General features: G+C 70.6%; 14 protein-coding genes. 4 read left to right on the forward strand and 10 right to left on the reverse strand.

The window, feature by feature from the left end:
- Positions 1-18 precede the first annotated feature (18 nt).
- The gene (locus ACFWHU_RS11890) at positions 19-636 is read left to right on the forward strand and encodes a DUF6114 domain-containing protein (protein WP_385800986.1); all 618 of its coding nucleotides are present in this window, start codon (positions 19-21) and stop codon (positions 634-636) included.
- Positions 626-1,906, forward strand: a complete 1,281-nt coding sequence (locus ACFWHU_RS11895; protein ID WP_385800985.1) for a hypothetical protein — start codon at positions 626-628, stop codon at positions 1,904-1,906. Before ACFWHU_RS11890 ends, ACFWHU_RS11895 begins: the two co-directional genes overlap by 11 nt.
- A gap of 62 nt (positions 1,907-1,968) precedes the next feature.
- Here ACFWHU_RS11895 and pyk read toward each other — a convergent pair whose 3' ends face one another.
- From pyk to pta, 3 genes are all read right to left on the reverse strand, one after another.
- Positions 1,969-3,405: a pyruvate kinase gene (pyk, locus tag ACFWHU_RS11900; protein WP_385800983.1), complete on the reverse strand. Its 1,437-nt coding sequence runs from the start codon at positions 3,403-3,405 to the stop codon at positions 1,969-1,971.
- A 74-nt stretch (positions 3,406-3,479) separates the two neighbouring features.
- Positions 3,480-4,691: an acetate kinase gene (locus tag ACFWHU_RS11905; protein ID WP_385801065.1), complete on the reverse strand. Its 1,212-nt coding sequence runs from the start codon at positions 4,689-4,691 to the stop codon at positions 3,480-3,482.
- 50 nt (positions 4,692-4,741) lie between these two features.
- Positions 4,742-6,820, reverse strand: a complete 2,079-nt coding sequence (gene pta, locus ACFWHU_RS11910; RefSeq protein ID WP_385800981.1) for a phosphate acetyltransferase — start codon at positions 6,818-6,820, stop codon at positions 4,742-4,744.
- A 231-nt stretch (positions 6,821-7,051) separates the two neighbouring features.
- Between pta and ACFWHU_RS11915 the strand changes: the two genes are divergently transcribed.
- Positions 7,052-8,077 (forward strand): ATP-dependent 6-phosphofructokinase, encoded by a 1,026-nt coding sequence (locus ACFWHU_RS11915; RefSeq protein WP_387224728.1) that lies wholly within the window; start codon positions 7,052-7,054, stop codon positions 8,075-8,077.
- Between the two features lie 250 nt (positions 8,078-8,327).
- On the opposite strand, the gene ACFWHU_RS11920 is transcribed toward ACFWHU_RS11915, so the two are convergent.
- From ACFWHU_RS11920 to ACFWHU_RS11950, 7 genes are all read right to left on the reverse strand, one after another.
- A complete protein-coding gene (locus tag ACFWHU_RS11920) occupies positions 8,328-9,584 on the reverse strand; it encodes a Clp protease N-terminal domain-containing protein (protein WP_387224730.1) in 1,257 nt (418 codons plus the stop codon).
- 99 nt (positions 9,585-9,683) lie between these two features.
- Entirely contained in the window at positions 9,684-10,508 is an 825-nt protein-coding gene (locus tag ACFWHU_RS11925; protein WP_385800975.1) for a carbohydrate ABC transporter permease, read from the reverse strand.
- Entirely contained in the window at positions 10,508-11,350 is an 843-nt protein-coding gene (locus ACFWHU_RS11930; protein WP_387224838.1) for a carbohydrate ABC transporter permease, read from the reverse strand. The genes ACFWHU_RS11925 and ACFWHU_RS11930 overlap by 1 nt, the downstream gene beginning before the upstream one ends.
- A 160-nt stretch (positions 11,351-11,510) precedes the next feature.
- On the reverse strand, positions 11,511-12,863 hold the full coding sequence (locus ACFWHU_RS11935; protein ID WP_387224731.1) for an extracellular solute-binding protein: 1,353 nt from the start codon (positions 12,861-12,863) through the stop codon (positions 11,511-11,513).
- An 85-nt stretch (positions 12,864-12,948) separates the two neighbouring features.
- The gene (locus ACFWHU_RS11940) at positions 12,949-13,827 is read right to left on the reverse strand and encodes an LLM class flavin-dependent oxidoreductase (protein WP_387224732.1); all 879 of its coding nucleotides are present in this window, start codon (positions 13,825-13,827) and stop codon (positions 12,949-12,951) included.
- A gap of 170 nt (positions 13,828-13,997) precedes the next feature.
- Positions 13,998-14,702 carry a response regulator gene (locus ACFWHU_RS11945; protein ID WP_385800968.1) on the reverse strand — a complete coding sequence of 235 codons (705 nt, stop codon included), beginning with the start codon at positions 14,700-14,702 and terminating at the stop codon, positions 13,998-14,000.
- Positions 14,699-16,411, reverse strand: coding sequence for an ATP-binding protein (locus ACFWHU_RS11950; protein ID WP_387224734.1), 1,713 nt, complete (start codon positions 16,409-16,411; stop codon positions 14,699-14,701). The genes ACFWHU_RS11945 and ACFWHU_RS11950 overlap by 4 nt, the downstream gene beginning before the upstream one ends.
- A gap of 136 nt (positions 16,412-16,547) precedes the next feature.
- Here ACFWHU_RS11950 and ACFWHU_RS11955 point away from each other — a divergent pair, with 136 nt between their 5' ends.
- Complete coding sequence (locus ACFWHU_RS11955; RefSeq protein ID WP_387224736.1) at positions 16,548-17,936, forward strand: cation:dicarboxylate symporter family transporter; 1,389 nt, start codon at positions 16,548-16,550, stop codon at positions 17,934-17,936.
- Positions 17,937-18,031 lie beyond the last annotated feature (95 nt).

The following is an 18,031-nucleotide window of genomic DNA, read 5'->3' on the forward strand; positions in this document are numbered from 1 at the left end:
TCCAGGGAGCTGTTTTCCATGAGCGCCGAGCCTTCGGATCCCCGCGGCCGATTCACGTACTGGCGGCTGCGCTTCCGCGCCTGGCGGGGTACTCGGCCGTTCTGGGCGGGGTTGTTGGCGATCCTCAGCGGGGTGCCGATCGTCTACTTCCCCTACGCCGAGCTCAAGTTGGGCCATCTCACGCTGACGATGGCCACCACGGCGGGCGCGGGCTCGCTGATCATCGGTGTCCTGCTGGCCACCCTGGGACTGACGATGTGGTTCCAGAGCATCGTGCGGGTGTTCGCCGGCGTCGCCACCATTCTGCTGGGGCTCGTCTCCATACCCGTGGCCAACATCGGCGGATTCGGCATCGGGTTCCTGCTCGCCCTCATAGGCGGAGCCCTGTCCATCTCCTGGGCGCCGGGCCGGCCCGCGGGGTCCGACGATGAGCACGACGACCACCGGGCCGACGACCGGTCCGGCAAGCACACCGCCGTACGACAGCAGACGTTCGGGCCCGACGGCGGAGCCGTCGACCAGGGCACCCCGGACGGGGGCGGGGACGGCCCTTTTCTCCCCGGCCCGTCTGACGGGGACCCGAATCTGACGGAGACGACTGTCCATGCCAACGGCGGGAGGAACAGTGCGGGGTGACGACACGCGGCCGGAGACGGCCGGAGGCGGGCAGGCCCGCGAGAGAAGCGGCCCGCGCCACGCCGCCCCCAGGAAGTCGCTGCTGACCAAGCTCCAGATCCCGGCCGGCAAGGCGTTCGCGCTGGCCGCGATGCCGACCGCGGTGTTCGTCGGGATGGGGCTCACGCCCCGGCTCGCGCTCGCCGAGGACGCCAAGGACATTCCGTTCGCGCCGGGGCCGTGCGTCACGCGCTCCGACGAGCCGCCGGAGGAGTCGGCTTCGCCGTCACCGTCCGAGAAGCCGTCGGACGACGCGTCCGGGGATCCGTCAGGGGATGCCACGGACGAGCCGAAGCCGCCCACCGGCGGTGACGGGGACGACGGTGACGCTCCCGGGCCCACGCCCGGCGAGACACCGCCCGCCTCCGACGCGCAGAAGCCGGCCGCGCCCAAGGAGCCCGCGCCGGAGCCGAGCGCGTCGAAGTCCAAGGACCCGCTGGACCCGCTGGGGTTGGGCGACGCGCTGGGCGACCTCCTCGGCGTACCGGACAAGGACGAGGACGAGCCGGCACCGGACAAACCGGCCGACCCGGAGCCCGAGAAGCCCGAGGCGGACGAGCCGGCGGACCCGAAGCCGGACACGGAGCCCGGGGCGGAGAAGCCCGGTGGCGCCGACAGTACCGAGGACGCCATCAGGGACGCCGCGGACAAGGCCGGCGCGGAGGTCGAGGAACTCGACGACGCCGCGAAGGGACTTGAGGCGCGCAAGGACGACGACATCCCCGTGGGCGCCGACGGCAAGCCGCGCTTCCCCTGCCCCGAGGCGGACCCGGAGGCGCTCGCCGCCGCCGAACTGGAGCCGGGCATCCCGCTGTTGCCGGACGACCCGTGGCGACTGGAGAGCACCAAGCTCACGCTGCGGGGTCTGGACTACCACGGCATCGTCGAGGTGAAGACGGGCAGCGGCAAGATCAAGAAGGCGCTGAAGTTCACCGCCTCGGAGGTGGACATCAAGGACCTGCACCAGAAGGTCGTCTACCCCGAGGGCCGTACGGCGCACGTGGCGAGCAGGCCGGACTCGACGTCGACCATTCGCGACGGTCAAGTCACCATGTACACGGAGGAGTTGAAGGGCAACCTGTTCGGGCTGATCCCGATCACGTTCAGCCCGGAGACCCCGCCGCCGCTCAACGTCCCGTTCGCCTTCTTCACGGACGTGGAGGTGCTCCAGGCGGGCCAGTTCGGCGGCACGCTGACGGTCCCCGGCCTGGACAACTACATCACCGACTAGCGCGCGGTTTCGTCCTCGATCGCCGGACGGGCTCACTTCGAGCCCGTCCGGCGATTGCGCGTTCAGTTCTGGGTGGGGGCCGTGCCGCCCAGGTGGTGGACGCGGACCATGTTCGTCGTGCCGGGGACGCCCGGAGGGGAGCCGGCCGTGATGATCATCGTGTCCGACTCGCTGTAGCGCTGGAGCTTCAGCAGCTCCGCGTCCACGAGGTCGACCATCGCGTCCGTGGTGTTCACGTGCGGTACGACGAAGGACTCGACGCCCCAGCTCAGCGAGAGCTGGTTGCGCGTCGCCTCGTCCGTCGTGAAGGCGAGGATCGGCTGACAGGTGCGGTAGCGCGACAGCCGGCGGGCCGTGTCGCCGGACTGGGTGAAGGCGATCAGCGCCTTGCCGCCCAGGAAGTCCGCGATCTCGCAGGCCGCGCGGGCGACCGAACCACCCTGCGTACGGGGCTTCTTGCCCGGCACGAGCGGCTGGAGACCCTTCGACAGCAGCTCGGTCTCGGCCGCGACGACGATCTTCGACATCGTCTTGACCGTCTCGACCGGATACGCGCCGACGGAGGACTCCGCCGACAGCATCACCGCGTCCGCCCCGTCCAGGATCGCGTTCGCCACGTCCGACGCCTCGGCGCGCGTGGGACGGGAGTTGGTGATCATCGACTCCATCATCTGCGTCGCCACGATCACCGGCTTGGCGTTGCGGCGGCACAGCTCGATGAGGCGCTTCTGCACCATCGGGACCTTTTCGAGCGGGTACTCGACCGCCAGGTCGCCACGGGCCACCATGATGCTGTCGAACGCCGCGACGACGGCCTCCATGTTGGCGACGGCCTGCGGCTTCTCGACCTTCGCGATGACGGGGACCCGGCGGCCCTCCTCGTCCATGATCTTGTGAACGTCGTTGATGTCGTCCGCGTCGCGCACGAAGGACAGCGCGATCATGTCGCAGCCCATCCGCAGGGCGAAGCGCAGGTCCTCGACGTCCTTCTCGGAGAGCGCCGGGACATTGACCGCCGTACCCGGCAGGTTGATGCCCTTGTGGTCGGAGATGACCCCGCCCTCGATGACCAGCGTCCTGACCCGCGGGCCCTCGACCTCGGTCACGCGCAGCTCGACGTTGCCGTCGTTGATCAGGACCTGGTCGCCCTTCGCGACGTCGCCGGGCAGGCCCTTGTAGGTGGTGCCGCAGATGCCCTTGTCCCCGGCGACATCCTCGGTGGTGATGACGAACTCGTCACCCCGCACCAGCTCGACGGGGCCCTCGGCGAAGGTCTCCAGCCGGATCTTCGGGCCCTGGAGGTCGACGAGCACGCCCACGGCCCGGCCGGTGGCCTCGGCCGCCTTCCGGACGCGGTGGTACCGCTCCTCGTGCTCGGGGTGGGACCCGTGGCTCATATTCAGTCGGGCCACGTTCATACCGGCCTCGATGAGCGATTTCAACTGCTCGTACGAGTCGACGGCGGGGCCTAGTGTGCAGACGATTTTGGAACGGCGCATAAGGCGGATCCTATCGGTTTGTTTCGGCTCGGAATATTCCGTCTGGCGGAAAGTACAAATGGGCGGGGTGGCGCTCAGGCGTCGACCAACGCGAAGGTCTGGCGGGCGATCTCCATTTCCTCATCGGTCGGCACCACGGCGACGGCGACGCGCGCGTGTTCCGGCGACACGAGGCGCGGCTCGCCGGACCGTACGGCGTTGAGTTCCGCGTCGACTACCAGCCCCAACTCCCCGAGCCCGGCGATCGCGGCCTCCCGCACCGGCGCCGCGTTCTCGCCGACGCCCGCAGTGAACACCACCGCGTCCACCCGGCCGAGCACCGCGTAATAGGCGCCGATGTACTTCTTCAGACGGTGGATGTAAATGTCGAAGGCCAGCGTCGCCGCGGCGTCACCCGCGTCGACCCGGCGGCGGATCTCCCGCATGTCGTTGTCACCGCAGAGCCCCGTCAACCCGCTCTTCTTGTTGAGCAGTTCGTCGATCTCGTCGGTGTCCATTCCGGCGACGCGCTCCAGATGGAAGACCACCGCCGGATCGATGTCCCCGGAGCGCGTACCCATCACCAGGCCCTCCAAGGGGGTCAGCCCCATCGAGGTGTCCACACAGCGCCCGCCCGCGACGGCCGACGCCGACGCCCCGTTGCCCAGGTGCAGCACGATCAGGTTCAGCTCCTCGGGCGCGCGGCCCAGAAGCTCGGCGGCCCGCCGGGAGACATACGCGTGCGACGTGCCGTGGAAGCCGTAGCGCCGGATCCGGTGCGCGTCGGCCGTGGCGACGTCGATCGCGTACCGCGCTGCGTGCTCCGGCATCGTCGTGTGGAACGCGGTGTCGAAGACGGCGACCTGCGGCAGATCGGGGCGCAGCGCCCGCGCGGTCCTGATGCCGGTGATGTTCGCCGGGTTGTGCAGCGGCGCCACCGGCACCAGCCGCTCGATCTCCGCGAGCACGGCGTCGTCGATCACCGTCGGCGCGCTGAACTCCAGCCCGCCGTGCACCACACGGTGGCCGATCGCCGCCAGCTCGGGGGAGTCGATACCCATGCCGTCCAGGGCCAGTTCCTCGGCGACGGCTTGCAACGCCCGCTCGTGGTCGGCGATCCGCCCCGTGCGCTCGCGCCGGCCCGCGCCGTCGCCCGACGGCGTGTGCACCAGCCGCGACGCGCTCTCGCCGATGCGCTCGACGAGGCCGACGGCGAGACGGGTGCCGTCGCGCATGTCCAGCAGCTGGTACTTCACCGAGGAGGAACCGGAGTTGAGCACGAGGACTCGGGTGGCCTGCGAGGTCACGGGCGGGATGCCTTTCGTGGAGGGGACGTTGTCGCCGGGACCGGACGGTGTCACGCGCCGTCGCCCTGCGCCTGGACAGCGGTGATGGCGACGGTGTTCACGATGTCCTGGACCAGGGCGCCGCGCGAGAGGTCGTTCACCGGCTTGCGCAGCCCCTGCATCACGGGACCCACCGCCACCGCGCCCGCCGAACGCTGCACGGCCTTGTACGTGTTGTTGCCGGTGTTCAGGTCGGGGAAGATCAGCACCGTCGCGCGCCCCGCCACCTCCGATTCCGGCAGCTTCGTCGCGGCGACGGACGGCTCCACCGCCGCGTCGTACTGGATCGGCCCCTCGATCCTCAGCTCGGGCCGCGCCGCGCGCACCAGCTTCGTCGCCTCGCGCACCTTGTCGACGTCCGCGCCCGAACCCGAGGTCCCCGTCGAGTACGAGAGCATCGCGATCCGCGGCTCGACGCCGAACCGGGCGGCGGTCGCGGCGGCCTGCACCGCGATGTCCGCGAGCTGCCCGGCGTCCGGGTCCGGGATCACCGCGCAGTCGCCGTACACCAGCACCTTGTCGGCCAGGCACATGAAGAAGACCGAGGAGACGCTCGAAGTGGGCGTGACCGTCTTGATGATCTCGAACGCCGGGCGGATCGTGGCCGCCGTGGAGTGCACGGAGCCCGAGACCATGCCGTCCGCCAGCCCCGCGTCGACCATCAGCGTCCCGAAGTAGTTCACGTCGGCCACCACGTCGTACGCCAGCTCCACCGTCACGCCCCGGTGCGCCCGCAGCTCCGCGTAGCGCTCGGCGAACCGCTGCCGGAGCTCGTCCGTCGCCGGGTCGACGAGCTGCGTGCCCGCAAGGTCGATACCGAGATCGGCGGCCTTCTTGACGATGGTGTCGACGTCCCCGAGGAGCGTCAGATCGCAGACGTCGCGGCGCAGCAGCACATCGGCCGCGCGCAGCACCCGCTCCTCCGTGCCCTCCGGCAGGACGACCCGGCGGCGTACGGCGCGGGCCTGCTCCAGCAGATCGTGCTCGAACATCATCGGCGTCACCCGGCCGCTGCGCGCCACCGACATCCGCGCCAGCAGATCGCCGGTGTCCGCGTACCGCTCGAAGAGGCCCAGCGCCGTCTCCGCCTTGCGCGGTGTGTCGGCGCTCAACTTCCCCTCCAGCGCGAACAGTTCGCCCGCCGTGGGGAAGGATCCCGCGACCACCGAGACGACCGGTGTGCCGGGCGCGAGCTTGGAGGCGAGGGTGAGGACCGAATCGGCCGGCCGCTCGTCCAGCGTCAGCAGCACGCCCGCGATGGGCGGTGTGCCCGCCGAGTGCGCGGCGAGCGCGCCCACCACCAGATCGGCCCGGTCGCCCGGTGTGACCAGCAGACAGCCCGGAGTCAGGGCGCCCAGCAGATTCGGCAGCATCGCCCCGCCGAAGACGAAGTCGAGCGCGTCGCGCGCCAGACCGGCCTCGTCGCCGAGCAGCACCGTGCCGCCGAGGGCCCGGGTGATCTGCGAGACGGTCGGAGCGGCCAGCGCCGCCTCGTCGGGCAGCGTGTAACAGGGCACCGGCAACTGCTGCCGCAGCTGCGCGTCGATCGCGTCGCGGTCCTCGGGGGCGACCCGGTTCACGACCATCGCGAGGATGTCGCAGCCCAGCACGGCGTACGCCCGGTGGGCGTTGCGCGCCTCGGCCTGCACGGAGTCGGCGTGCTGGCCCTTGGCGCCGACCACCGGTATGACCGAGGCGCCGAACTCGTTCGCCAGCCGCGCGTTGAGCGACAGCTCGTCGGGGAGCTGGGTGTCGGCGAAGTCGGTGCCGAGAACGAGCACGACCTCGTACTCGCGCGAGACCTCGTGGAAGCGCCGTACGAGCTGCGAGACCAGCTCGTCCGTACCGCCGTCGGCCTGGATCCCGGCCGCCTCCGCGTAGCCGAGGCCGTAGCCGGACGCCGGGTCCTGCGAGAGCCGGTAACGGGCGCGCAGCAGATCGAACAGCCGGTCGGGGCCGTTGGCGTGGACCAGCGGACGGAACACGCCCACGCGGTCCACCTGGCGGGTCAGAAGCTCCATGACTCCCAGCTCGACGACCTGCCGGCCGTCTCCGCGTTCGATCCCGGTCACGTACACGCTGCGTGTCACGCGTGCTCTCCTGTTCGACGAAGATGGGGGGCAAGAGGGGGAGGTGGTGCGGCCCCGTCGGTGGTGGGGCGGGAAGCGAAATTCCTGTTTCTGCCGTTAGGCCCGTTAGGGTGGCAAAGCCCTCTTGACAATACCTGTGGGGGTGGGTACGGCGCCTCCGAGACGGGTAGGCGGTACGGCCCGTGGGCCCGCAGCCAGACCACACCCCGAGCGAGCAGGAGACACAGCGCGATGCGTATCGGAGTTCTCACCGCAGGTGGCGACTGTCCCGGCCTGAACGCCGTGATCCGCTCGGTCGTCCACCGCGCCGTGACCGGACACGGCGACGAGGTCATCGGCTTCGAGGACGGCTTCAAGGGCCTGCTCGACGGCCACTACCGCCCCCTCGACCTCGACTCGGTCAGCGGCATCCTGGCACGCGGCGGCACGATTCTCGGTTCCGCCCGGCTGGAGCGCGGCCGGCTGCGGGAGGCGGCCGAGAGCGCCGACGAGTTGGGCCGTAAGTACGGCATCGACGCGCTCATCCCGATCGGCGGCGAGGGCACCCTCACGGCGGCCCGGATGCTCTCCGACGCGGGCATGCCCGTGGTGGGCGTTCCGAAGACCATCGACAACGACATCTCCTCCACCGACCGCACCTTCGGCTTCGACACCGCAGTGATGGTCGCCACCGAGGCCATCGACCGGCTCAAGACCACGGCCGAGTCGCACCAACGCGTCATGGTCGTCGAGGTCATGGGCCGGCACGCCGGATGGATCGCGCTGGAGTCGGGCATGGCGGGCGGCGCGCACGGCATCTGTCTGCCGGAGCGGCCCTTCGAGGTCGACAGCATCGTGAAGATGGTCGAGGAGCGTTTCGCGCGCGGCAAGAAGTTCGCGGTCATCTGCGTCGCCGAGGGTGCGCACCCGGCCGAGGGTTCGATGCACTACGTGCGGGGCGAGATCGACCAGTTCGGCCACGAACGCTTCGAGGGCATCGGCAACCACCTCGCGGGTGAGCTGGAGCGGCGCATGGGCAAGGAGGCCAGGCCGGTCATCCTCGGCCATGTGCAGCGCGGGGGCACGCCGACCGCGTACGACCGGGTGCTGGCGACCCGCTTCGGCTGGCACGCGGTGGAGGCGGTCCACAACGGCGACTTCGGCAGGATGACGGCGCTGAATGGCACATCGGTGTCGATGGTGCCGCTCGCGGAGGCGGTCACGCGCCTCAAGACGGTGCCGGAGAACCGGATGTTCGAGGCGGAGTCGGTCTTCTAGGGCGTGTCTTCGAAGTGGCGCCGTCCGCCCGCAGGGCGGGGCCGGCGGCGGCTGGTGGGGTGCATCGCGAGGCGGAGGATCGGCCTTGCGATGCACCCAGCCGTACTTGGCCGACTCCGACAACGCGGCGAAGTGCCGTGCCAGGCGTCGCGGGCCGGGCGGGACTTCGAAGACACGGCCTGGGTCCTGTCCGGCGGATCTTCGGGGCGCCGGGCGGGCTCGCGGCTCGCCCGGCACCCGAAGGACGGTGTCACGCCGCGGGCGTGGCTCCGAGCGACGCGTCGAGGCGGGTACGGAGCGCGGCCGGGTCCGCGCCGCACTCGCGGAGCAGTTGGGCGGCCGGGCCCTCGGGGGCGTCGAGCAGGGCGATCAGCACGTGCGCGGTGCCGGCCGTCTCGTCCCTCCGCTCCGCCGCCAGCAGCCGGGCCGAGGCCACCACCTTGTCCGTCTCCGCGGACCGGTCCACATCGCCCGGAACGGCGTACCGCGCCGGCGGCTCCGCCGCCGCTGTCGCCGCGCGGACCAGGTCCGCCTGCCGTATCCCGGCCGAACGCAGCGTGTCCGCCGCGGAGTTGACCACGAGCAGTTCCTCCGGCAGCGACACCCCGGCGACCGTGAGCGCCCGGTCCACCGCCATGACGGCGAGCAGCAGATCCACCGGCTCCGTCTCCGTCCGGCCATGCCGTACGGCCTGACGCTGGGCCTGGTTGCTGATCACCAGCACGAGCGGCGAACCGTCACCCGCCGTGCGCGCCATCCACGACATCATGCCGCGCGTCCACCACACCCCGCGCTCGCCGAGCAGCCCGGCCCCCCGCAGCAGCTTGACACTGCCGAGTACGGCCTCGGCCTCGGCGGGCCAGGGCTCGGCGCCCGCGCGTACCGCCTCGGCCTGCGCGTCCAGTGCGGAGGCCGCCGCGGCCACATCCACCCGGCGCAGCGACAGGGCCTCCAGCGCCCTGCTCCCGGGTGTCTCCAGCAGGGCCCGCGCCAGATGCCGCTCGTGCACGTCGTGCGCGCCCTCCTCGCGGGCCAGCCGCAGGGCGCCGAGCAGGGTCAGCCGCAGCGCCCCGGACGGCTCGGGGGCGCGCGCGTCCTCCTCGCGCAGGCTCCGGTCGGACTGGCTCACGATCCACACCGCTTCCCGCCAGACGGCGTCCACCTCGTGGGCGTCGTCGAGGGCGTGAGGGCCGTCCGCGCTGTCGGTGTCGGTGTCGTCCGTGCCTTCGGCCGGTGCGGTGCGACCGCTGTCGTCACGTGCCCAGTGCCGCTCGTCGCGGGCCCGGATGTGCCCGCAGATCGTGCTGGACTCCCGGCCGCCGGGGACCAGGGCGGACCCGGGCTCCTCGGTGTCGCTGAGGAGCGAGTGGAGGAGGTGCTCGGTGCCCACGGCGGCGCTCTCGCGGCCGACCGCCCGACGCACCGCCCGGGACAGCGACTTGACGGCGTCCGAGCCGAACTCGGTGGTCGTGACGGTGGCCGGCTCGGTCGTCTGCCGTTGCTCCATGGTGGGTCTCCCGGTGTCGGCTACAGCGAACTACGCTGATGAGGACGCCCTTCGAGGGGCCACCGGTTCAGTCCCGGCCGAATCCGGTCCGGCCGGAACTCAGCCCTTCACCGCGCCGCCCAGCGCGAAGCCCCCGCCCAGCCGGCGCGAGATCAGGATGTACAGCAGCAGCACGGGCGTCGAGTAGAGGATCGAGAACGCCGCCAACTGGCCGTAGATCACCGAGCCGTAGTTGCCGAAGAAGGTGAAGATCGACACGGACGCGGGCAGTTGGTCGGGGGACAGGAGCAGCATGAAGGGGACGAAGAAGTTTCCCCAGAGCTGGATGAACGTGTAGATCATCACGACCGTCATACCCGGCCCCATCAGCGGCAGCACGATCCGGGTCAGCGTCTGGAGCATCGAGGCCCCGTCCGTCCACGCCGCCTCCTCCAGGACGGTCGGCACCCCGTCCATGAAGTTCTTCATCAGCCAGATGGAGAAAGGCAGTTGGGACGTCGCGAGGAACAGCGCCGTACCGTACATCGTGTCGATCAGGTTGACCTGGACGAACAGTCCGTACACCGGGACCATGATCGCCGTGATCGGCAGACACGTCGTGAACAGGATCGTCAGCAGATAGGGGCGGCTGAACCGCGAGCGGTAGCGGGACAGCGGATACGCCGCCAGCGCCGCGCATGTCACCGTCAGCAGCGTCGCGCTTCCGCACAGCAGCAGGCTGTTGAGCATCGGCGTGAACGTGATCTCGTCGGTGAGGACCGCGCTGAAGTTCTCCGTGGTCGGCGACGACGGCAGCCGTACCCGCAGATCCGCCTCGGCGTCGAGGGAGGACAGCACCAGCCACAGCAGCGGCAGCAGGAAGGCCCCGGCCACCACGAACAGCGCGGCGTCCGAGGCGAGCCGGACGCGAGTGGCGCGCTTCATCACACCTCCACCTTGAGCAGACGCACATAGACGATCGAGAACAGCGCGCCCACGAGAAGCAGCAGCAGCGCGACCGCCGTGCCGTAACCGATCAGGCTCTTGAGGAACGCCTGGTCGTACATGAACACCGGCAGCGTCTGGCTGCGGTTGCCCGGCCCGCCACGCGTCATCGCCCAGATCAGTCCGAAGACGGAGAGGGTGGAGAGCGTGTTGAGCATCAGATTGGTGCCGATGGAACGCCGGATCATCGGCAGCGTGATGTGCCACAGCCGCCGTACGCCGTTCGCGCCGTCGACCTCCGCCGCCTCCGTGATGTCCTTCGGGATCTCGGACAGCGCGGCGGAGTAGATCAGCATCGAGAACGCCGTCCCGCGCCATACGTTGGCGAACGACACCGCCAGGATCGGCAGGGTGAACAGCCAGTTCTGGGACGGCAGATGGAGCCAGTCCAGGATGGCGTTCAGCGTCCCCTCGCGGCGGAAGAACGCGTACAGCAGGAACGCCGCGACGATCTCCGGCAGCACCCACGCCGCGATCACGACGGCGCCCGTGACGGTCCGCACCGGCCGGGACGCGGCCCGCATCAGCCCGGCCAGCGCCAGCCCGATCGTGTTCTGGCCGACGATCGACGACACGAAGGTGAAGACGAGCGTCAGCCACACCGCGTTACGGAAGTTGTCGTCCGCGAACGCCCGCCGGAAGTTGTCCAGACCGACGAAGTCGGAGGTGGACGAACCCGTCAACTGCGTGTTGGTGAAGGCGATCCAGACGCAGTAACCGATCGGCCCGGCGAGGAACAGGAGCAGCAGCACGGTCGCCGGGGCCAGCGGCAGCCAGCGCAGCGGGCGCGACTTGCGACCGCCACGGCCACCGCCCTCGTCGCGCTCGCTGCCACCCGTCGGCACCGCGGGCCCGCCCTTGCTCACCGGGCCGCCCGCGGTGCTCACCGCGCTCACGGTGCCGCCGCCGTCACCGCCGCCGACGCCGTGTCCGAGGTGGTGCTCACTTCTCGACCACCGCGCCCTCGGCGATCGTCTTCAACTGCTCGTCGTACGCCTTCGCGGCGTCCGCCGCCGACGAGTCACCCGTCGTCACCGACTCCATCGCCTCACCGATCGCGGACGAGACCTGGGGGTAAACAGGCAGCGCGGGGCGGTAGTTGGTCACCTCGACGAGCTTCGTGAAGAAGTCGATACCGGGCATCGACTTCAGATACCTCGGATCCGCCGCCACATCCTCACGGACGGCGATCTGCGCGCCGACGACATCCCACTCGACGGCGTTCTCCTTCGTCTGCTGCGTCTTGATGAACTCGAAGGCCAGGTCAGGGTTCTGGGCCTTCTGCGGGATCGACCACGCCCACCCGCCGGACATCGACACGCTGCCGGGCGCCTGCCCGTTCTGCGTCGGCATCGGTGCCTGGGCCAGCTCGGTGGACCACTCGGGCCACTCCTTGGGCCCCTTGTTGATCCAGTTCTGCCCCATCCAGGACCCGTCGAGGGAGATCGCCAGCTTGCCCTCGGGGAAGAACTCGGTCGCGACGCGCGTACCGATGTTGGGGTCGAGCGCGTCGGAGACGTCGGGCCCCAACTTCTCGGAGTACACGGTGCGTACGAACTCGAGCGCGTCCTCGAAGCCCTTGTTGCCCGCCACCCACTTCTTCGCCGACGGGTCGTAGAGCGGGTCCTCGCCCGTGCCGTACAGCAGCATCTCGAAGCCCTGCATCACCGCCGCCTCGCCGGGGCCCTTGCCGGTGTAGACGTTCAGCGGGATTGCGTCCGGGACCTTCTCCTTGACGGTGCGCGCCGCGTCCAGGACCTCGGCCCAGTTCTTGGGCTGCCAGTCGGCGGGCAGCCCCGCGTCGGCGAAGATCTTCTTGTTGAACCAGAGGCCGCGGGTGTCGGTGCCGTCCGGGACGCCGTACGTCTTGCCGTCCTCCGCCTTGGCGGCCGACTTCGCCGTGTCGACGAACTGGTCCCAGTCGGCCCACTTGTCCAGATACTCGTCCAGCGGGCGCAGATAGCCGGCCTTGATGTCGGAGTTGATGCGGAAGGTGTCCTCGTAGACCAGATCGGGCGCGGTCTTCGGGGAGCGCATCATCTGCTGCGCCTTGGTGGCGTAGTCGTTGTCCGGGGCCTGGATCGGTATGAGCTCGACCTTCTTGCCCGGATTGTTCTTCTCGAAGTCCTTCTTCACGGACTCCAGATAGTTGTCCTTGAAGCGGATCTTGTTGTCCGTCGATCTGTTGTAGGCGACCTTGATGGTGTCCGGATCACTGCCGGACCCGCCGCCGCACGCCGTGAGCGCACCGGCGGCCAGGACCGTGACGAGGAACAGTGGGGCGGTGGGGCGCACGGGCACGACCTCCTCATTTAGCCACGAAGGGCTGCCCGGCGACCGTAGGACCGCGTCAATCTCAAGGTCAATCCCCGTGCAGCCCTCACTCCGTCCGGGGCACGAGCGGGCTGACCTCGGCGGCCGTGAAACGGATGAAGCCCTCCGGGTCCGGTTCGTCGGGCGTCGGCTGGAGGACCACGGTGTCGGCTCCGGCCTCCACAAGCGCCTGCACGGCCTCGGCGACGGCGGCGGCCGGGCCCGCCACTCCGTGCGGCAGACCGGTGGCGTCGAGCTCCGCCCGAAGCCGTTCGGCGCCGCTCGTACCGGTCGCCGTGTGGAGATAGACGACCACCGGATGATGACCGGTGCGGCCCGCCGACTCCCGTCCCTCCGCGATGAGTTGGCGTGAGCGGCGTACCTCGTCGGGCGTCGTGCCACCGGTCAGGATGGTGCCGTCGGCGGCCTCGCCCGTCAGTCGCATCGTGCGCGGTCCGGTGGCCCCGGCGAACACGGCGGGCGGCGCGGGGTCGGTGGACGGCGGCCAGTCGAGGGCGACGGCGTCCAGCTTCACGTACCGCCCGTCCGCGGTCACCCGCTCGCCCGCCAGCAGCGCGCGCAGCGCCAGCAGATGCTCGCGGAGCAGCGTCACGGGGGACTCGACGCGCGAACCGGTCTGCGCCATCCAGTCCTGGACGCCGTGGCCGACCCCGAGGATCGCCCGCCCCGGGAACAGCCGGTGCAGGGTGGCGGCCTCCATCGCCGTCAGCGCGACGTTGCGCAGGGGTACGGGGAGCAGACCGACCCCGACGCGCAGCCGCTCCGTCCAGGCCAGGGCGGCGGAGGCGCTGGCGATACCGCTCTCCAGGAAGCAGTCCTCCCAGAGCCACAGCTCGTCCAGGCCCGCGTCGTCCGCGGTGCGGGCGATGTCGCGGAGTCGTTCGGGGGGCAGTTGGGGGCGGAAGACGGCGCCGAGAACAGTCATGGAGGCATTGTTCACGGCGGGACGGGGCCGTCACCAGTGGGTTGACCGGTCGCGGCAAGTGGCGCCGCGCGGTCGCGGCTCCGCACCCGCGGGCAGTCGCGGCGCCGGAAGGTGCCGACGTAACGTGCCGCCGGAACCGCGCCGCCGGAACGCGCCGCCGAAACCGCGTGTTACCGGGTGGAGACGATCCACCGGTACTGGAGCTCCGGGCGTCCGATCTGGCCGTACTGCGGGCTGCGGTCCGCCTGCCCGGCGCCCACCAGATGCTCCAGATAGCGGCGCGCGGTGATCCGCGAGATACCGAGCCGCGCCGCCGCCTCCGTGGCCGTCAGCCCCGCCCGCTCGTCCCGGAGCGCACGCGTCACCGACTCCAGCGTCGGCCCGCTGAGCCCCTTCGGCAGCGACGCGGGCTGGGGCGCCCGCAGTGCCCCGAGGGCCCGGTCCACCTCGTCCTGTCCGCTCGCCTCACCGGCGGCGGCCCGGAACTCGGCGTAACGGCTGAGCCTGTCGCGGAGCGTGGCGAAGGCGAAGGGCTTGAGCACGTACTGCACGACGCCCAGCGACACCCCTTCGCGTACGACGGTGAGATCGCGCGCCGACGTGACGGCGATGACGTCCGCGTGGTGACCGGCGGCCCGCAGGCTGCGCAGCAGCTGGAGCCCGTGCCCGTCCGGCAGATACAGGTCGAGGAGGATCAGATCGATGTCCGTACGTTCCAGCAGCCGGCCCGCCTCGACGCGGGAGTGCGCGACGCCGGCCACCGTGAAGCCGGGGACACGGCCCACGTACAGCTGATGGGCGTCGGCGGCGACGGGGTCGTCCTCGACGACGAGTACGCGAATGGGGCGGGAGTCGTCGTCTCTCTTACCGGTCATGATCCGCCGCCCTCCCCACCGTCGGTCGTGGCACCGGCCATCGACTCTGCCGCATCCGCGCCCGTGCCGGCACCCGTGCTCGCGCCCGCACCCGTGCCGGTATCCGCAGCCTCGTCCGCGCGCGCGTCGGCGCCCGTGCCCAGCGGCAGCCGTACGGTGAACTCCGCCCCGCCGTCCCGCCCCGGTGTCAGCTCCACCGTGCCGTGCGCCCGGTGCACCGCCTGCCGTACGAGGGCCAGCCCGAGCCCGCGTTCCGCGCCCCTCGTCGACCAGCCGCGCCGGAACACCTCCTCCATGTCCCCGGGGGCGACGCCCGGCCCGGTGTCCCGCACCCGCAGCAGCAGCTCGCCGTCCTCGACCAGCGCCGTGACGGTGACCCGCGCGCCGTCCGTGCCCTGGGCGGCGTCCATCGCGTTGTCGATCAGATTGCCCAGCATTGTCACCAGATCGCGGGCGGCGAGTGACGGCGGCAGCACCCCGTCGTCGATACGGCTGTCCTCCGCGAGCACCAGCTCCACCCCGCGTTCGTTCGCCTGCGCCGCCTTCCCCAGCAGCAGCGCCGCCAGCACCGGCTCGGCCACCGCGCCGACGACCCGGTCGGTGAGCACCTGCGCCAGTTCCAGCTCCGCCGTCGCGAACTCCACCGCCTCGTCCACCCGTCCCATCTCGATCAGCGACACGACCGTGTGCAGCCGGTTCGCCGCCTCGTGCGCCTGGGAGCGAAGGGCGTGGGTGAAGCCGCGTTCCGAGTCCAACTCGCCCGACAGTGCTTGGAGTTCGGTGTGGTCCCGGAGCGTCGCGACCGTACCGCGCCGCTCGCCGCCGATCACCGGACGGGTGCTGACGACCACGATCCGGTCGGCGGTCATATGGACCTCGTCCACGCGCGGCTCCGACGCGAGAAGCGCGCCGACGAGCGGGGCGGGCAGCCCGAGCTCGTCGATGTTCCGGCCCACCGCGCTGTCGTCGAGACCGAGGAGCTCCTGGCCGCCGTCGTTGATCAGCGCGATCCTGCGCCGTCCGTCCAGCATGAGCAGCCCTTCGCGCACCGCGTGCAGCGCCGCCTCGTGGTAGTCGTGCATCCGGCTCAGCTCGCCGGCGTTCATCCCGTGCGTGTGCCGGCGCAGCCGCGCGTTGATGACGTAGGTGCCCACCCCGCCCAGCGCGAGGGCGCCGCCGGCCGCCAGTGCCAGGATCCGCACCTGCTCCTCCAGCTGGCTGGAGATCCGGTCCACGGTGATACCGACACTGATCAGCCCGGTGATCCGCTCGCCGTCCCTGATGGGAGTCACCACCCGCGTGGAGGGACCGAGCGTGCCCGTGTAGGTCTCGGTGAACGTCTTGCCGAGCAGCGCGGGCTCCGTCGTGCCGATGAACGGCAGCCCGATCAGCTCGGGATTCGGGTGCGTCCAGCGCGTCCCGTCCGGCTTCATGATCGTGACGAAGTCCACGCCCGTGTCGACCTGGACGCGCTGGGCGTAGGGCTGGAGCCTGGCGGACGGATCGGCGGACCTGATGGCCTCCCGTACGGATGGGGAGTCGGCCATCGCGCGCGCCGTGGCCGTCACCTGGCGCTCAGCGGTCTCCTCGGCCTGGGCCCGGCCCGTGAAGTACGCGAACAGCGCGCATCCCGCCACGACGGCAGCGACCAGCACGACCTGCATCGCGAAGAGCTGGCCTGCGAGGCTGCGGGGGCGGGGTAGCTGCATGACACAAGTCTGCCTGGCCGAAATCGTATGAACGAAATGCACGTAAGGGTGACCGGTGTCACAGGCTGATGGATAGTCGCCGGGACCCCCTCGGGACGGGAGGGTCACGTAGGGACAAACGAGTCAAGGAGGACCCGTGGCCGCTACTCGGGACCGTACCCATTATCTGTATCTGGCCGTGATCGCCGCAGTGATTCTCGGAATCACGGTCGGATTCGCTGCCCCGGGGGTGGCCGTCGAGCTGAAGCCCATCGGGACCGGCTTCGTCAACCTCATCAAGATGATGATTTCCCCGATCATCTTCTGCACCATCGTTCTCGGTGTCGGATCCGTCCGCAAGGCCGCCAAGGTCGGCGCGGTCGGCGGTCTGGCCCTCGGCTACTTCATGGTCATGTCGACCGTCGCCCTGGCCATCGGCCTCGTCGTCGGCAACATCCTGGAGCCCGGCGCCGGCCTCCAGATCACGGACGCGACGGCCGACGTCGGCGCGGCACAGGTGTCCGGCGACGCCGAGACCACCGCCGAATTCCTGGTCGGCATCATCCCCACGACGCTGGTCTCCGCCTTCACCGAGGGTGAGGTGCTCCAGACGCTGCTCGTGGCGCTGCTGGCGGGCTTCGCCCTCCAGGCGATGGGCCGCACCGGCGAGCCGATCCTGCGCGGCATCGGGCACATCCAGCGCCTCGTCTTCCGCATCCTCGCGATGATCATGTGGGCGGCGCCCGTCGGTGCCTTCGGCGCGATCGCGGCCGTGGTCGGCGAGACCGGCATGGACGCGCTGAAGTCGCTGGCCGTCATCATGATCGGCTTCTATGTGACCTGCGCCCTGTTCGTCTTCGTCGTCCTCGGCGTGCTGCTCAAGGTCATCACCGGCATCAACATCTTCGCGCTGCTGAAGTACCTGGCGCGCGAGTTCCTGCTGATCGTCTCCACCTCGTCGTCCGAGTCGGCGCTGCCGCGCCTGATCGCGAAGATGGAGCACCTGGGTGTCAGCAAGCCCGTCGTCGGCATCACCGTGCCGACCGGCTACTCCTTCAACCTCGACGGCACGGCCATCTACCTCACGATGGCGTCGCTGTTCATCGCCGAGGCGATGGGCGACCCGCTCGCCATCGGTGAGCAGATCGGGCTTCTCCTCTTCATGATCATCGCGTCGAAGGGTGCGGCGGGCGTCACCGGCGCCGGCCTGGCGACGCTGGCGGGCGGCCTTCAGTCGCACCGGCCCGAACTGGTCGACGGTGTCGGCCTGATCGTCGGCATCGACCGCTTCATGAGCGAGGCGCGCGCCCTGACGAACTTCGCGGGCAACGCGGTCGCCACGGTCCTCGTCGGTACGTGGACGAAGGAGATCGACCGGGCCAGGGTGGACGAGGTGCTGGCGGGCCGGCTGCCGTTCGACGAGCAGACGCTGGTCGACGACCACGCGCCGGCCGGCGACGACGGTCCGAACCTCACGAAGGACTCCGACGGTCCCTCGGACCTCCCGGAGCAGCGCGACGCGGACGGCACGCCGGCGAAGGTCTGACCGAGCCGCTCGACCCGGGCCGGGGCGTTGATCCCCCTTCTCTCCGGCCCTTCGAATGGCCGGCCCGTACGGAGACGTCCGTACGGGCCGGCCAT

This window comes from Streptomyces sp. NPDC060366 (assembly GCF_042725135.1).
Lineage (GTDB): Bacteria > Actinomycetota > Actinomycetes > Streptomycetales > Streptomycetaceae > Streptomyces.